The sequence below is a fragment of the Bradyrhizobium sp. NAS96.2 genome, from assembly GCF_001908235.1.
Classification (GTDB): Bacteria; Pseudomonadota; Alphaproteobacteria; order Rhizobiales; family Xanthobacteraceae; genus Bradyrhizobium.
Map to the genome: position 1 here is coordinate 1 of NZ_LGHK01000126.1, position 15,612 is coordinate 15,612.

General features: G+C 60.6%; 17 protein-coding genes and 2 pseudogenes. 10 read left to right on the forward strand and 9 right to left on the reverse strand.

Annotated elements, in window-relative coordinates; genetic code table 11:
• Nucleotides 1-580 precede the first annotated feature (580 nt).
• From AC628_RS25875 to AC628_RS25900, 6 genes are all read right to left on the reverse strand, one after another.
• A complete protein-coding gene (locus tag AC628_RS25875; RefSeq protein ID WP_245321306.1) occupies nt 581-1,138 on the reverse strand; it encodes an ATP-dependent DNA ligase in 558 nt (185 codons plus the stop codon).
• Nucleotides 1,139-1,187: 49 nt separating this feature from the next.
• On the reverse strand, nt 1,188-2,036 hold the full coding sequence (gene ku / locus AC628_RS25880; RefSeq protein WP_074129650.1) for a non-homologous end joining protein Ku: 849 nt from the start codon (nt 2,034-2,036) through the stop codon (nt 1,188-1,190).
• A gap of 98 nt (nt 2,037-2,134) precedes the next feature.
• A complete protein-coding gene (locus AC628_RS25885; RefSeq protein WP_074129651.1) occupies nt 2,135-2,410 on the reverse strand; it encodes a hypothetical protein in 276 nt (91 codons plus the stop codon).
• 163 nt (nt 2,411-2,573) lie between these two features.
• Entirely contained in the window at nt 2,574-2,948 is a 375-nt protein-coding gene (locus AC628_RS25890; protein ID WP_210190263.1) for a hypothetical protein, read from the reverse strand.
• Between the two features lie 19 nt (nt 2,949-2,967).
• Nucleotides 2,968-3,390 (reverse strand): hypothetical protein, encoded by a 423-nt coding sequence (locus tag AC628_RS25895; protein WP_074129653.1) that lies wholly within the window; start codon nt 3,388-3,390, stop codon nt 2,968-2,970.
• A complete protein-coding gene (locus AC628_RS25900) occupies nt 3,387-3,839 on the reverse strand; it encodes a hypothetical protein (RefSeq protein ID WP_074129654.1) in 453 nt (150 codons plus the stop codon). Before AC628_RS25900 ends, AC628_RS25895 begins: the two co-directional genes overlap by 4 nt.
• Before the next feature lie 299 nt (nt 3,840-4,138).
• Here AC628_RS25900 and AC628_RS25905 point away from each other — a divergent pair, with 299 nt between their 5' ends.
• Nucleotides 4,139-4,414: a hypothetical protein gene (locus tag AC628_RS25905; protein ID WP_074129655.1), complete on the forward strand. Its 276-nt coding sequence runs from the start codon at nt 4,139-4,141 to the stop codon at nt 4,412-4,414.
• A gap of 311 nt (nt 4,415-4,725) precedes the next feature.
• Here the strand turns inward: AC628_RS25905 and AC628_RS25910 are convergent.
• Nucleotides 4,726-5,437: pseudogene (locus tag AC628_RS25910) on the reverse strand (IS5 family transposase); the annotation flags it as partial.
• 117 nt (nt 5,438-5,554) lie between these two features.
• Between AC628_RS25910 and AC628_RS25915 the strand changes: the two are divergent.
• The 9 genes and pseudogenes from AC628_RS25915 to AC628_RS25945 all read left to right on the forward strand — a co-directional run bounded on the left by AC628_RS25915 (nt 5,555) and on the right by AC628_RS25945 (nt 13,768).
• The gene (locus AC628_RS25915; protein WP_074129656.1) at nt 5,555-7,069 is read left to right on the forward strand and encodes a Do family serine endopeptidase; all 1,515 of its coding nucleotides are present in this window, start codon (nt 5,555-5,557) and stop codon (nt 7,067-7,069) included.
• Nucleotides 7,070-7,232: 163 nt separating this feature from the next.
• Nucleotides 7,233-7,352, forward strand: a pseudogene (locus AC628_RS46200) (hypothetical protein); the annotation flags it as partial.
• 202 nt (nt 7,353-7,554) lie between these two features.
• The gene (locus AC628_RS25920) at nt 7,555-7,854 is read left to right on the forward strand and encodes a S41 family peptidase (RefSeq protein WP_074129657.1); all 300 of its coding nucleotides are present in this window, start codon (nt 7,555-7,557) and stop codon (nt 7,852-7,854) included.
• Nucleotides 7,855-7,957: 103 nt separating this feature from the next.
• The gene (locus AC628_RS43135) at nt 7,958-8,176 is read left to right on the forward strand and encodes a hypothetical protein (protein WP_143201796.1); all 219 of its coding nucleotides are present in this window, start codon (nt 7,958-7,960) and stop codon (nt 8,174-8,176) included.
• A 420-nt stretch (nt 8,177-8,596) separates the two neighbouring features.
• Nucleotides 8,597-9,352: a Crp/Fnr family transcriptional regulator gene (locus tag AC628_RS25925; protein WP_143201797.1), complete on the forward strand. Its 756-nt coding sequence runs from the start codon at nt 8,597-8,599 to the stop codon at nt 9,350-9,352.
• A 217-nt stretch (nt 9,353-9,569) separates the two neighbouring features.
• Nucleotides 9,570-10,913 carry an extracellular solute-binding protein gene (locus tag AC628_RS25930; RefSeq protein ID WP_168193451.1) on the forward strand — a complete coding sequence of 448 codons (1,344 nt, stop codon included), beginning with the start codon at nt 9,570-9,572 and terminating at the stop codon, nt 10,911-10,913.
• A 33-nt stretch (nt 10,914-10,946) separates the two neighbouring features.
• Nucleotides 10,947-11,975: an ABC transporter ATP-binding protein gene (locus tag AC628_RS25935; protein ID WP_074129660.1), complete on the forward strand. Its 1,029-nt coding sequence runs from the start codon at nt 10,947-10,949 to the stop codon at nt 11,973-11,975.
• A gap of 16 nt (nt 11,976-11,991) precedes the next feature.
• A complete protein-coding gene (locus AC628_RS25940; RefSeq protein ID WP_074129661.1) occupies nt 11,992-12,921 on the forward strand; it encodes a carbohydrate ABC transporter permease in 930 nt (309 codons plus the stop codon).
• A gap of 1 nt (nt 12,922) precedes the next feature.
• A complete protein-coding gene (locus AC628_RS25945; protein WP_074129662.1) occupies nt 12,923-13,768 on the forward strand; it encodes a carbohydrate ABC transporter permease in 846 nt (281 codons plus the stop codon).
• 529 nt (nt 13,769-14,297) lie between these two features.
• Here the strand turns inward: AC628_RS25945 and AC628_RS25950 are convergent.
• Both AC628_RS25950 and AC628_RS43140 read right to left on the reverse strand, forming a co-directional pair.
• On the reverse strand, nt 14,298-14,657 hold the full coding sequence (locus AC628_RS25950) for a hypothetical protein (RefSeq protein ID WP_143201798.1): 360 nt from the start codon (nt 14,655-14,657) through the stop codon (nt 14,298-14,300).
• 53 nt (nt 14,658-14,710) lie between these two features.
• Nucleotides 14,711-15,466 carry an HNH endonuclease gene (locus AC628_RS43140; RefSeq protein ID WP_143201799.1) on the reverse strand — a complete coding sequence of 252 codons (756 nt, stop codon included), beginning with the start codon at nt 15,464-15,466 and terminating at the stop codon, nt 14,711-14,713.
• Nucleotides 15,467-15,612: the final 146 nt, after the last annotated feature.

The window sequence follows — 15,612 nt, forward strand, 5'->3', positions numbered from 1 at the left end:
GTCGAACTACTAAGGCACCGCCAGACGAAAGAGGCGGCAACAGATATGTTCAGCCTACAACCACCGCGCCACATCCCGACTCTACCATTCGCGACTGGGGCGAGCCGGCAGCGTGTCCGGTCACGTCCGCTGCGCCGCCGAAAGCGGAAGTCAATTCAGAGCATTAGCGACATGGTGACCGGGGCATTGCGGGTTGGCCTTCATGCCAAGAACGCCGGTTCAAGTCCGGCCTGCCAATTTCATCGCTCGGCCACCGCGCCGCAGCCGCTGCGCTACCAGGATCGTCGGGGCGCCCTTCAAGACTTTCCGCAGAGGCGGAGCGTGCCTGCAACACCATGCTGAAACATCTGAGCGAAAATTGACGCGCAAACGCTGGACAATTAGTGCCGCCAACCACGCTTATCGAACGCGGTCCGGAATCCCTTCGGTAGTTGCGGCATCTCGCCTTCGTCCGTTGTATTGCAGAGCGGGCAGGGCGCGCCGGCCCCGCCACAGTCGCAGGCTCGATCGCCTTGCCATGGCCGGTCCGGGTGGTTTTCGCAGACCCAGCGCGTATCGTCTCAACGGGGGCAGTGGTTGCTCATGAGAGGGAATCCTTGACCCTGCTCATCGCCGGATGCTTGCGGTTCTTGACCTTGATCCAGTCGAGCGAGCGGCCGGCGCGATAGGGCCGGTCCCTGTGCTTCGACACGATGCCCTCCAGGCCCATCAGGCAGGCGTGGCGATAGAGCTCCGGGCCGATCTCGCCCTGCTCGAAGTCGGACAGGAAAACGCCATCGACGCGGCGCGCGAGCAAGCGGGCGAGCTTGGCCTTGCGCGCGTGTAGTGGCAGCTTGCGCAGGTCGTTGCCCTCGAGCGCGAGAATGTCGAAGGCATAGAGCTGGACCTCGTCGTTGAATTTCCGCGAGTGCAGGCCATTGAAATCGGAACGGCCGTCGACGCCGAGCACTACGGCCTCGCCGTCGATCACAAAGCGCTGGCAGCGGTTACGCAACGCGGCCTCGCAGATCAAGGGAAAGCGGTCGGCCCAGTCGTAGCCGTTACGGGTGAACAGCCGCACGCGCTTGTCGTCGCGTACGACAATCAGCCGATAGCCATCGTGCTTGATCTCGTGTAGCCAATCCGGGCCAGTCGGCACGGCGGTGCGAGAAGTTGGCAGGCAAGGCTCGTAGGCGCGCGGGCGCACGCTAGCCGGCCTTGCGTTTCTTGGCGGCCTTTTTCGCCGGCGCGTTCTCGGGCTTGGCGGCGGGAGCACGCTTGCCGCCGGATGCGATGCTCTGGCGAAGCGCTTCCATCAGGTTCACGACGTTGCCGGGCGCTGGCCTCTTCACCTCGGCAATCGGAAGGCCCTTCTGCTTCTTGGCGAGCAGCTCGGAGAGCGCGGCCTCATAGTGGTCCTCAAATGTCCCCGGTTCGAAATGGCCGGACTTCTGCTCGACGATATGCTTGGCAAGATCCAGCATGTCCTTGGTGACCTTGACGTCCTGGATGTCGTCGAAATATTCGGCGGCGTCGCGGACCTCGTAGGGATATCTCAGCAGCATGCCCACCAAGCCCTTGTCGCGAGCCTCCAGCGCGATGACGTGCTCGCGGTTGGTCAACACCACGCGGGCCAGCGCCACCTTGTCGAGCGAGCGGACCGTTTCGCGGATGACGGCAAAAGCGTCGTGGCCGACCTTGCCGTCGGGCACGATGTAATAGGGGCGAACCAGATAGAGATCGTCGATTTCCTTGCGGGGCACGAATTCATCGATCTCGATAGTGCGGGTGGAGTCGAGTGCGATGTTCTCGAGCTCGTCCTTCGTCACCTCGAGATAACGATCCTTGTCGACCGGATAGCCCTTGATGATGTCGTCGTTCGACACCTCCTCGCCGGTGTCGGCGTCGACCTTCAGGTATCGGATCCGGTGCCCGGTCTTCTTGTTGATCTGGTTGAAACTGATCTTCTCGGATTCCGAGGTCGCTGGAAATAAGGCGATCGGGCACGTCACGAGCGATAGCCGTAAAAAGCCCTTCCAGTTCGCGCGCGGGGCCATACTCAAAACTCCACTCGAAAATCCGCCTGTACCCCAATAGGGTTAATATAGGCTGGAGCGGAGGGAAGTGGAGTCCGCGAGGCGCTTTCCGCAGCGCCTCAGCAGTCCGGACAGGTGTCGCCAATCCCGCGCATGACCTCTTCCATGGCAGCGATGCATGTTTCCGGCGTGGCGCCGGGAAACGGGTTCCGCCACGCCTCTTCTCGCGCCCGGTTCCAGGCGGCGGGATCGGCACGGTCAATCCGGTGACCGTGGTGCTCGCACTCCTTGACCGCGCCCTGCTCGATCAGGGTGCCGAGGGCCCAGCCCTGAAGCGTGCGATAGGCGGGGCGCGCGCCCTGCAGGGGAAGCTTCCGTTGCGGCTTGGTCGGCATGGCGCGGTCTGGGATTTTGCATTACCTTCCCGGGGCTAGGAGCAACGCCGCCTGCACTTATTTCAAGCGGGCGGCGTTGTGCGTTGGTCGGTTGATCTCCGCGAGATTTAGATTTGTGAATGCCGGAACTCGCAGAGCGGGAGAGGGTGCCGAGTGCTGCCTGCTATCCCCGGTCTCGGATGTACAGGCCGCCACCAGCAGGCGGCGACTCAAGATGCCCCGAATGCCCCAGCTCCTGAATCTTCCCCGACAGGAGCTGGGGCATTTTCCATGCGAACAGGTCCTTTCCGGCCTGCGTCATCCTGGTGAAGGTGCCGCTCTCGTGGACCGGCTCGAGCCAGCCGCGCTCGATCGCAAACTTCAGTCCCGCCATGTACTCAGCCGGTGTCGCCTTGTCCCCATACAGGAGCGGACCATTCAGCTTCTCGATGTAGATGCGGCCATCCTGGATCGGCTCGAAGGCCCGCGCGTGCTCCATCAGCCGGCGTGGGGCCTTCTCTGCATCGGCATAGGGACGATGTTCGGTCATTTTCTTCACTGCGCGGGTTCCTCGGCCGTCATATGTGCGGCGTAGACGTGCGCCGTAAGCTGGTCTGGTCCAGCGGCGCGCAGCAGAAGCATGTGGATCGGCCGCTCTCGTTTTGCGTCGGCAACCGGCAGCCGCGCTGCCACATTGTGTATTTCCAGTTCGTGAAGGCCTGTTGCCGCCGATATGAGCGGAAATGGTCTTCCGTGTATCCCGGCAGGAAGTTTAGCCAGGCGGCTCCAAAGGCAGCGCGGGCGGTCTCGAAATCAGCGGCAGTGCCCTGGGCGCGATTGGCGCAGTGCGAGGGTGGTGTGAAGCCGAGAGTCCAGCCCAATCGATCGGCCGACGCTGGAATCCCGGAGCGCTCGGCGATCATGCCGACGTGGATGTCACCATAAAAAATGTGCCAGCATTCCTGGCGCTCGCGATCACGGCGGCGGGTGAGGGCGGTCATGGCGCGTCGTCCATCTGGCTCGGCCGGCGCCGCGCGAGCTGCAGCAGCTCAGCGGCTGGCCGCTTGCCGATGCTTCCGCACTTCACGCATCGCAGCCGGCGCGCGAGGTCATGCACGCAGGTCGTGGCGACATGGGGCAGGGCAGCCAGGTCGACCGCGCGAGGCGTCTTGCAGCGCGAGCATCGGATCTCGAGCCAGGGGTAACCGCCGTTGATGGCCTGGTCGATCGAGGGCGACGGATCGATCGGTCCGCCATCAGCCCACATCCTCTCGTTCCAGCTCTGGCAGGCGAGATCGTCCGCCTCGCGAATCAAAGCCTCGCCGGCGGCGCGCTTCTCGGACGACCGCTCGGCCAGGATCGAGGTCATCGCGCGGGCGCGCGCCAGCTCCTTCTTCAGCGCCTTGCGGTCGCCGCCGGAAAGCGGAGTCGGGTGCTGTTTCGGGGCCATGGGACAAGGATTTTTCCGCAGAATCGATGCCGCGAAAAGCCACCAGCACTCGGCCTGTCCGTGCCCAACCACGCAATTCCTTGGTCAAGGCCAGTTTTGCTTGTCCTAGAGTCACTCGGCAAATCGCCGTATCCGCCGCGACGCCTCGGCCAATCCGAGGAGCACGCTTCTCATAAATGAATCGGCAGCATTGCGGTATATGTCTCTGTCTCGGCCGTCGTGCGAGGACCGGACTTTTCGTTGAACCGATCATTCACCGCGTGTAAACGGGTGGACCGCAGCCAGCCGGGGAATCCCCCGTGAAAGCCCCTCAGAGCCAAATAGACGATCTCGTCGCGCGGCCCGCCGAAAGTTTGCCAGTCGAGATCAAATCCTGGATTGGCCCGACGTCGCGCGAGGGCATCGCGAAGGTCGTGCGCGCATGCCTGGCGATGCGAAATCAGAACGGCGGGTTTCTCGTCATCGGCTTTAACGACAAGACGCTGCAGCTCGAAACGAATGGCAGGCCTCAGAACGTGCGGGAGGTATTCCACACGGACAGGATCCAGAGCGCGACGGGATCGAGATCCCGGTAATCGTCGTACCGAGCGGCGTCCAGTACCCGGTCGCGAGAGCAAGGCCGATGTGATTGCTGCGGATGAAAGGAGGCTTGTTCGCGTCATGTAGAGCACACAGAGCGGTTCTTGCGCTGGGTGCTGGAGGCGTAGATTCGAGACGATCATCTCCGAGGTGTGGATGGTGTTATGGAGGTTTGTTGTGACGGTAGACTTCGGACGTCGGTTTGAGGACTTGAGCAAACAAGCTGATGCAATTGACGTCTCCAAGAAGTATGAATCAGGAGGCGAATATGGCTTTGCCGGCCATCGCATCGATCAAAACGACCTTATTAGGGCGTGGACTCATAACGCGCGGCCAGCCATAGCCGGATAGATGCGAGTTGGACGAAGACAAGGTAGTTTCCCGCAAGCCTGTCGTAACGCGTCGCCACACGACGACATTGTTTGATCCTGTTGAAGAATCGCTCGACCTGGTTACAAGCGCGATAAAGGTAAGGGCTGAAGCAGATCGGATCGCTGCGATTGCTTTTCGGAGGGATGTTGGCCCACGCGCCCTTTTTCATGGCCGGCTCTCTTATCCAGTCGGCGTCATAGCCTCGGTCGGCAAGCAGCATTGACCCGGGCGTCAGGCGAGAGAGCAGTTTTCCAGGCAAGTCGAACGTCGTGGGCCTCGCCGGCGCTCAACGCCAACCGTACCGGCAAACCATTGCTATCGACCACCGCGTGGATTTTGCTCGCCAAGCCGCCGCGTGACCTTCCCATCGATTGGCGCCGATTCGCGATGACGCAGGCGCCATGTTGATGCACGCGGACAATCGAAGTGTCGATCATTTGGACAGCAACATCGTGGACAGCAGCAAGTGCGTCTATGATGCGGCCCCAGACGCCAGCCCGCCGCCAGCGGACGAAGCGGTTGTAGCACGTGGTGTACGGACCAAACTTCTCGGGCAGATCACGCCAAAGTGCTCCAGAGCGCAAGACCCAGAAGATGCCATCGAGGACACGACGGTCGTTTACCCGAGGAACGCCACGCGGCTTGTTCGTTACCGCGAATTTAGCAACCTATCACTCGAATTAATGCGTCGGACAGGACGCCGTAATGCGGCGGCGATAAGTTTTTGTCAGCGATACGAGGCAATCACGCTTAGGAGAAACATCATGCGAGAGGACAACAATCAGAATCGCTGGTCACTATCGGCCCGGCGCATCGCGCTGCTCGGCTCCGTTGCAATGATCGGTGCGGCCGTCGCGGTCGCGGGGCCGTCGGGTCATCACCCATTTGTCGAACAAGCGCTCGCCGCCGCTCCGGCGTCACAGACTCAAGGCCCCGCGGGCTTCGCCGACTTGGTCGCCAAGGTCAAGCCGGCCGTCATTTCGGTGCGTGTGAAGCTGGACGAGGAGAGCAATGCGTACGCACCCGGCGCAGAGAACCTGCCCCCGTCCTTGCAAGGCACGCCTTTTGAAAAGTTCTTCCGCCAGTTCGGTCCCGACGGCAATCCTGGCGGCAGACTGCAGCACCATGAGATCACCGGCGTCGGTTCTGGCTTCTTCATCTCCGCCGACGGTTATGCCGTAACCAACAATCATGTCGTCGATCATGCCAGATCGGTACAGGTTACGACCGATGACGGCACGATCTATACCGCGAAGGTGATCGGCACCGATCCGAAGACTGACCTTGCGCTCATCAAGGTCGACGGCAAGTCGGGCTTCACCTTCGTCAATCTCGAGAGCCAGGTTCCGCGCGTCGGCGACTGGGTGGTTGCGGTCGGCAACCCCTATGGCCTTGGCGGCACTGTGACGGCCGGCATCATCTCGGCCGAAGGGCGCGATATCGGAGCCGGGCCCTACGACAACTACATCCAGATCGACGCGCCGATCAACAAGGGCAACTCCGGCGGACCGACCTTCGACACCAATGGCAATGTCGTCGGCGTCAATACCGCGATCTATTCGCCGTCGGGCGGCTCGGTCGGCATCGGCTTCGACGTGCCGGCACCGACTGTCAAGATGATCGTTGCCCAGCTCAAGGAGCACGGCACGGTGACGCGCGGCTGGCTCGGCGTGCAGGTGCAGCCCGTCACGATGGGCATCGCCGAGAGCCTTGGCCTGAAGCAGGCGCGGGGCGCGCTCGTCGACGAGGCCCAACCGGACACGCCGGCGGCGCAGGCCGGTATCCGGCCGGGCGACGTGATCACTGCGGTCAACGGCAACGCGATCAAGGACTCGCGGACACTTGCGCGAGAGATTTCAGGGATGGCCCCTGGCAGCTCAGCGAAGCTCGACATCCTTCGCAAGGGCGAGGCGCAGACGCTCACGGTGACGCTCGCCAAGATGCCAAACGATACGCAGAAAGTTGCCCGCGCCGACGAGTCCGATCAGAGCTCATCGAAGGGCGTTCCGCATCTCGGTATGTCGGTTGCCCCGGCAGGCGACGTCGGCGGCGCCGGCAACAGCGGTGTCGTGGTCACGGCGATCGAGCCGGACGGTCCGGCGGCCGAGCACGGCCTGCAGTCCGGCGACGTCATCCTTGCGGTCGGAGGCAAGAACGTCAGCTCGGCAGCCGACCTCCGTAACGCGCTCTCGGAAGCGAAGTCCGAAGGCAAGCATGATGTCCTGATGCACGTGAAGACCTCCGACAATACCCACTTCGTCGCCATGCCGATCGGCTAGGCATGACCTCGGCCTGCCGTCGCGTATTCTCCAAGCGCGACGGCGGGGGCTCAATATCAGGAAAGGCTGCCGCGCTCCCCGTCGGCGCACCGCACGGGCAAGCAATTAAAATGAAGACATCCTATTTGCGCACGATCGGAATCGCCTGGGCGCATCGGCCGACATCGCACTTCTCGCGGGCGCAATGCAGCTTGTACAGCAGGACTACGTGCGTCCGGTCGATTCGCGCCAGCTCACCGACGCGGCCCTGAAGGGGATGCTATCGCGTCTCGATCCACACTCTTCCTACATGACCGAGCCGGAATTTCGTGAATCCAGAGAGGACATCAGTGGAAAGTTCGGCGGCGTCGGCCTCAAGGTTACGGATCACCACGGATCGCCGACCCTTCTATCGCCAATGACGATACGCCAGGTGCCCGTGCAGGCTTGCAGCCGGGCGACGAGACGTTTCAGTCGATGGCCAAACCACGCACGGCGTGGACTTGATGGAGGTGATCAGGAAGATTCGTGGGCAGCCGGGAACGACCGTGAGATTGACGATCCAGCGCGGCGGCCAGTCCCCCTTCGAGGTGCCTCTCATGCGGCAAGTCATCAAAGTCCGCAGCGTCAAGTTCAGTCTGAAAAGCGAGGACGGCGAGGAGACGCCGAACGAGCTTCGCCAGGCCATCTCGACGCTGCAACGCGAAGCTGGCGGCAAGCTGGCCGGCCTCGTCCTCGACCTCAGAAATGATCCGGGCGGTCTGCTCGCCTCCGCGGTCGATGTATTGAATTTCGATATCCATTGAAAACCCCATGTTGGTCGCATGTGGATCGGTGTTAAATGGCGTACCGCTCTGTTTTCATGTGTACCATCTAGTCGGACGGCAAAATGTAGCAGGAAAGCAGATCATGACTGACGATCAGGTCAATCTAGTCGTCGGGCACCTTTGCGAGCAATTGCACTTGGCACTCCGATTGAAGGGCAGCGAGGCACATCCACCAAACGCCAAGGACATTGGATTCGATCCTGCCTCTGTAAGAACTGTATTGCTGACCGGCTTACGTTCGGCGAGTGTCATGATCCACCGCGAGCCAGGCGAGGGAACGGAAGAGCCGCCCTGGTCCTAAGTGCGGGACCGAAGCTCCGGCACCTATGTCTCAGTTGGGTCAACAGCGCCGGTCTCGGCGGTGGTCGGTCAGGTCCGCTCTACCCTCGACTTCGGAATTGACCGGACGCCGGCCAAACCATCGCGAAGGCCCAAAAGGCGACGTCAGTATAAGTCTCGGACCGAAATCAAGCGCCATGGTGCGCGAGTGAACAGATTGGGTTGCCAGCTTAGAGCTCATTCGTTCGGGGCGTTGGAGAGCGCCCCGACCCGGCGTCTCCGGATTGTCGGAGCGCCGGTGACTCCGGATCGAAGAGGGAGTAGCTTGGTAGGGAGAAGCCCTGATGCCCGGCTGAACAAGCCCGATCAGGAGGTGTCTTGAGGAGAGCACCATGGGATAGCGCTGGAAAGTGCGCTGAGCCATACCAACCGCGAGCAGACGGTGCGGGTCCAGAACCGCCTGTTGGCTGGTCTTGCCCCGGCGTCGTTCGAGCGGCTTCGTCCCTTCCTTCAGCCCGTGGCGCTCAAGCGCCGGGCGATTCTTCAGGACTACCACCATCCCATCGAGCACATCTACTTCATCGAACGCGGCGTCGCATCGCTGCTGGTGCGAACGCAGCGCGATGGGCCGGTCGAGATCGCGATGGTCGGGCGGCTCGGCTTCGTCGGTGTAACAGCCGTCCTCGGCATACAGCGTTCCCCCAATCGATGCCTGATGGCGGTCCCCGGCTATGCTTTGCGCATTGCGGTGCCCGACCTGCGACGGATCGCGCACCGATACCCTGATGTGCAGCGGCAACTGAACAGCTATATCCACGCGCTCCTGGTTCAGAACGCCCAGACAACGCTTTGCAGCGCGCGGCACAGCCTGCAAGAAAGGCTGAGCCGTTGGCTGCTGCTTGCAGCCGACCGCCTGGACGATCGCGTCATTCCGGTCACGCACGACATGCTGTCGGTCATCCTGGGCGTGCGACGCGCCAGCATCACGACGACGCTCGCCGAACTGGAGCAGACCGGTGGTCTCGTCAAGCAGCGAGGCAGCATCGAGGTGTGCGATCACGCGGCGCTCGAGCGTCGCACCTGCGAATGCTATCAGATCATCGCATCGGAATACGGACATCTGCATCGAAGCGGCCTGCATGAGCATCGCATTCCCGCGGCCACCGACCTGATGCGCAGCTGTCTTTGCTGCTTCTGACACAGCCTCCAAATCGCTTGTTTCCAGTCGGCGCCGCGCAATTTCGGCTGTCAATCTTTGTACGGCAGCGTACCGAGTGACCGGCTTTAGTAGAAATTCCGATCGAGGCTCGAAAGTTATAGTGTCGTGGAAAATAGCAGGATCCAGGACCGAGCTAGACTGATCCCTCATCTGGATGAGCCTTCTCCCACTGGAGACATCCCTAGGAGGAATCCAGATGAGCACGGGCAAATTCCCGCGCGTCACGCGACGCCGCTTTTTGACGCAAACCGCCCTCACCCTCGCTGCCGCTTCGGCACCGTCCCTGAGCACGCCGTTCATTTCCAAAGCACGAGCGGACGAGAAGTCGCTATCCATCGTGCAATGGAGCCATTTCGTTCCGGAATACGACAAATGGTTTGATCAGTTCGCAAAGGATTGGGGCACCAAAAACAACATCAGCGTCACCGTCGATCACATCCCGGTCGCCAACGTCGCCGCGCGTGCGGCCGCTGAAGCTTCGGCCCAGTCAGGTCACGATCTGTTCGGCTGGAACGGCGCCGGCGGGGCGCACCTCTACCGCAAATTCCTGGTCGACGTGACGAGCCTCGTCGAGGCAACCGAGAAGAAGTACGGCAAGGTCAGCACGATCGGCCGCCAGATCGGTTACAATCAGGACGACAAGACCTGGTCTGCATTCCCCGATTTCTACATCAACTTCCCGGCCATGTATCGCAAGAGCATGTGGGACGAGATCGGGATGAAGCCGGACACCTGGGATGATGTACGCATCGGCGGCGCCAAGCTGAAGGCCAAGGGCCACCCGGTCGGCATTTCGCTCGGACACAGCAACGACCCGAACACGACTTGGCGCGGCCTGCTTTGGAGCTTTGGCGGTGCGCTGCAGGACGCGGACGGCAAGAACGTCGTGCTCAACAGCAAGGAAACGGTCGAAGCCGTCAAGTTCGTCACTGCGCTGTACAAGGAGGCGATGACGTCCGAAGTGCTGTCGTGGGACGACTCCAGCAACAATCGCTATCTTGTTTCGGGCATCGGTTCGATGATCGTCAACCCGATCTCGGCCTATCGGACGTTTCAGAAGGCAAACAAGAAAGGCGCCGACGACACGTTCGTGATGGCTCCGCCAAAGGGGCCGGTGCGCCGGATCATGGGCGGCGCGTCCGAATTCTACGGCATCTGGAAGTTCGCCAAGAACAAGGAAGGCGCGATCGAGTTCCTCAAATACTACGCCGATCATTGGCCGGAAGCGTTCAAGGCGAGCGAAGGGTACAACAACCCCTGCTTCGCCAACCTCGTGCCGAAGCCGATGCCGATCCTCTCGAACGATCCGACCTCGACGCCGGCAGACAAACTGGCGGTGCTGCAGGATTCCGAGCAGTGGTCGGCCTCTCCGGGCTATCCCGGCCCATCCTGGCCCGCCGTCGACGAAGTCTACAACGACTTCATCATCTGCGACATGATGGCGAAGGCGGCGAGCGGCCAGATGTCCGCCGAGGACTCGGTCAAATGGGCGCATGGACAGTCCGAGGCCATCTTCACCAAGTGGCACGGAAAAACCTGAGGCCGCGCCCACGCATCAGCTCCGGGAGGATCGATGGCCGCAGTATTGACCAGGGACATCGTCAAGACGTTCGGCGAAGTCAACGCCGTCAACGGCATCTCGCTTCGGGTGCCGGATGGCGAGTTCATGGTGCTGCTTGGTCCCTCGGGCTGCGGCAAGACGACGTTCTTGCGCATCATCTGCGGCCTAGAGCAACAGACCAGCGGAGATCTCCTGATCGGCGGCAATGTCGTCAATGACATGCCGCCACGGGCCCGCGGCATTGCGATGATGTTCCAGAGCTATGGTCTTTATCCGCACTACACGGTACGCAACAACATTTCTTTTCCGCTGCGCACCCAGCGCATGCCCTCGCAGGACATCCAGAAGAAGGTCGATTGGGCCGCCCAGTTGCTCGACATTGGCCACCTTCTCGATCGGCGGCCACGCCAGCTTTCCGGCGGCGAGCGCCAGCGTGTGGCGCTTGCACGCGCGCTGGTCCGCGAACCGACCGCGCTTCTGCTCGACGAGCCGCTGTCCAACCTCGATGCCAAGCTGCGCACGTCGGCTCGCCAGGAGATCAAGAATTTTCAGCAGCGCGTTGGTCTCACCACCATCTACGTGACCCACGACCAGGTCGAAGCGATGGGCATGGGCGACCGTATCGCGGTCATTGACCATGGACGGGTTCGCCAAGTGGGAACGCCAACCGAAATATATGAAGATCCTGCCGATCTTTTTGTCGCGACCTTTGTCGGCGCGCCGCCCATGAACATCGTCACCCACAATGGCGGCGGCTATCTCGGATTCCGGCCGGAGAATTTCCTGCCCAGGGACATGATCGAAGACGGGGGCGCGACCGAATTTTCATTTCGCGTCGATCGCTCCGAGTATCTCGGGTCCGAGCGCATCGTCTACGGTGTGATGGACGGCTTCGATTCAAAGCAACCGATCACCGCAAAGTTGCCGCCGGCCCACGTGGCCGAAGGCAGCATTCGTCCCGGCGAATGGCATCCGTTCGCGGTGAAGAACAGCGCGTTGCGTCACTTCGACACCAGCGGCAATCGCAGCAGTCGCCACTGAGGGCAGGAAATCACAGATGGCCGTCATCGCCGAACCTGTTGCCAAGCCGATCTCACGCTATCGCTTCATCCTGGATCGGCGAGAGGTGCTCGAAGCGGTTCTGGTCGCGCCGGCGATCCTTTACGTCCTGCTGCTCGTCGGCCTGCCGCTTCTGCTCGCGGTCTATTACTCGCTCAGCGCCTATACGATCTACAATCCAACCTGGACGTTTGTCGGCCTGGCAAATTTCGAGCAGATCCTGCAAGATCCGACTTTCCTGGACACGCTGCGCAACACCTTCATCTTTACGTTTGGGTCGCAACTGCTCGGCCTCGTGCTCGGAAAGTTCGGCGCTTTCCTGCTGCTGCAACCCTTCCCCGGCCGCAAGATCGTCCGAGCGCTGATCATCCTGCCTTTTGCGGTGCCGGTGGCGCTCGCCACGATCGCCTGGCAATGGATGTTCGATTCGCTGTACAGCGTGATCAACTGGACCATGATTGCAGCTGGTATCATCACCCGCGAAGATGCGCCGAACTGGCTCGGCAATCCGTATCTGGCGATGCTCTGCATTGTCATCATCAACGCCTGGCGCTTCTTTCCATTTGCCATCGTGATCTTTCTCGCCGGCATCACCGCGGTTCCGCAGGACGTGATCGACGCTGCGACGGTCGATGGCGCGGGTTTCTGGCGCCGCAACTACCAGATCATCCTGCCGATGATCCTGCCGATCATGGCGATCGGCCTGATCTTCGGCATCGTGTTCACGTTCACCGATCTTTCCATCGTCTTCCTCTTGACCATGGGCGGCCCCGGTGGCGCGACCTCGGTGCTGGGCTTTGCCGGCTTTCAGACCGGCATCGTTTCCGGCGACGTCGCGCATGGCGCCGCCATCTCGCTGTTCATGCTGCCGGTGCTGCTGGTCGTGGTGATCTTCATGCTGCGCTTCATCCGCCGCCGGGAGATCTGACATGCCGCAACCTATTGCCCGCTCGCTCCGCGGAACCGGGTTTGTCCTCGGCGTCGGATTCTTCGTGATCCTGGCCGCGTTCCCGTTCTACTGGATGGTCATCACCGCGTTCAAACAGAACAGTGATCTTTACGACGTCACCAACATCCCGTTCTGGTTCAACGAGCCGCCGACGCTCGAGCACATCAAGTACCTGTTTCAGGAGACGCTATTCGCCCGCTGGCTGCTGAACTCGCTGATCATCGGCGTCTGCGTCACCGCCATCACGCTGGTCACCGCGGTTCCGGCCGGCTACAGCCTGGCTCGCATGACCAGCCGCAAGGGCGAAGCGCTCGGCATCATGATCTTCCTGACCTATCTGGTGCCGCCGACGCTGTTGTTCCTGCCGCTGTCCCGGATCATCGCCGAACTCGGCCTGCAAAACTCGATGTGGTCGCTGGTGCTGGTCTACCCGACCTTCACGATCCCGTTCTGCTCCTGGCTGCTGATGGGATTCTTCAAGGCGCTGCCGGTCGAGATCGAGGAAGCCGCCATCGTCGACGGCTGCAGCCTGTTCGGCGCCTTCATCAAGATGGCGGTCCCGCTGTCGGTGCCGGCAATCCTCACGGTGGTGATCTTCACCTTCACCCTGACCTTGCAGGAGTTCGTCTACGCGCTGACCTTCATCTCGTCGTCCGACCAGAAGCCAATCACGCTCGGCGTATCGACCGACCTGATCCGCGGCGATGTGTTTTTCTGGGGTGAGATCATGGCCGGCGCCTTGATTGCCGCCATCCCGGTGGCAATTGCCTATAACCTCTTCCTCGATCGCTTCATCGCTGGCATCACCGGCGGCGCCGTCAAATAGCAGCGGTGCTTTGGGAAGGATTTAACTAGCTGGACCCCGGCACCGCGCAATTTTGCGATGAGGCGATCTTGGGACCGCCGGCCAAGAGAACTCTCTGCGGCAACGTAAACGCAGAACAATGGCGGCTACACTGGAAAGGCTGTATTCATTTGCGTACAGCAAACCCGCTTCGTCTGGGTCGCGAGCAACTGCGATGAGGCATCTTCTATCGATCAGTTATGCAGACAGGCTAAGGCAGATGACCTCACGGCAGAGGTACCGCGCCTGTGCAAACAGCAACCAGGCAATAATAGCCCAACATGCAAGGACACGGTTCGTTAGTGGGCTTCTATTAGCCAGTCCCCATTCTTGGTGGCAGGTGACTCGCAGATCTAGATCAGACAAACGCATCTCGTCCGGCCATATGGAGGCGTCCATCTGGACGCTGTGGAAGCAGCGGAGTCCTTGCAGAAAACAACGATGCGCATCGCGCCGGTTTCGCGCATTTCGCCGAACGTGATTTTGACCGGATGGTCTTCCATGGGCGAGACTACAGCGCTCGCTGGAGCAGCCCGCAATCCCACGAGAGATAGCGCATCGATGCTGTTTCCGACACAATACGTCGGATTTGCCTTTCGATTGTATCTCCCGTTTCCGTCTTGCTCTTAAGAACGGCAACTCCCTTGGACGTCAGTTGAGCCCCATAAACTGCAAAATCGCCCTGCATCACATCCTTATGGATTACGTCCGCACGTATGAGGCCTTCCTCAACCATCCACCTGAGTACGTCAGCCGCGATCTCGCTATTTTCTTCCTTCCCCAAGAACTCTGACATCTTTGATGATTGAACGGTGCGAGGAGTTAGGCCACCGGCAGCGAACTGGGCGACGATGCGTCCCAGCATAGCCATGTGCTGTCCGAGCTTAGTCTCTGTCACAGCTTCCTCCGCGCGATCTGCCCGCTTTAGTTGTCAAGATGACGTGTAAATCCAAGGCCGCCGCTGGCAAGCAGAGGCTTGAGCCGGGTCAACTCTTGTTCGACATCTGTCTTTTCTTGGGAAAGCACCTGCCAGGGGATGCTCGTTGAATCGAGGTGTGCCATGTCGGCCTCAATGCGGGCATACCTTGATGACAACTGATTGATCTGCTGTCTTATGGCGGCTTGCGTTGTTCTAAATTGCCGGCGACCTTCAGCGGAATAGAGCGGGCTCAGTTGGATGACAAGCTTACCGTCCCTTTGTTGGATTTCCCACCTCTCTGAGATCTGCACATCAACCGGTGGAAGTGGAACCAACGATCCTATGACGTTAATTTCCCTGTCGTCAGGTTCTTCGCCTGTGAGCATCTTCGCCAGCACGAGGGAAGCTCGACGGTCAAGCTCATGCTGCTCGGCAAGCAGTTTTGCCTTTGGAGCGCGCTCTCGAACCGCTTGTAGATGCAGCACTACTGCTGGCGAATTCACTAGCACGATCGACCGCTTCAATAAATTGCAACGCTGGCAAGCAGGCACCCAGTTCTCGAACCCGTTGATTTCGAACTGTGGTGAAAGGGAGTAGTGGTAACGAAGGTTTTCGATTGGGTCCGGCACACTGACAGGAATGACGTGGTCAACGTGACAATCCGCGAACTTGATTGGTTCGCGGCACCAGAAACAACGCCCGTTCCACGCCCAGTAGACGGCGAATCGTTCGATTGCCGTAATTGCGCGTGCTCGGCTCATCTGCCCTCCGGCTCCAGCACATCTCGAAATCGTCTCAAGAAGAAATGCCTCAGCTTGAGATCCGACTAAATGCAGCTTGGCGTCTTAGAGTTTGAACGACTCAAATAGGCTTTTAGTTTTGCAGGCCGTTGGATTGGCCTTACAAA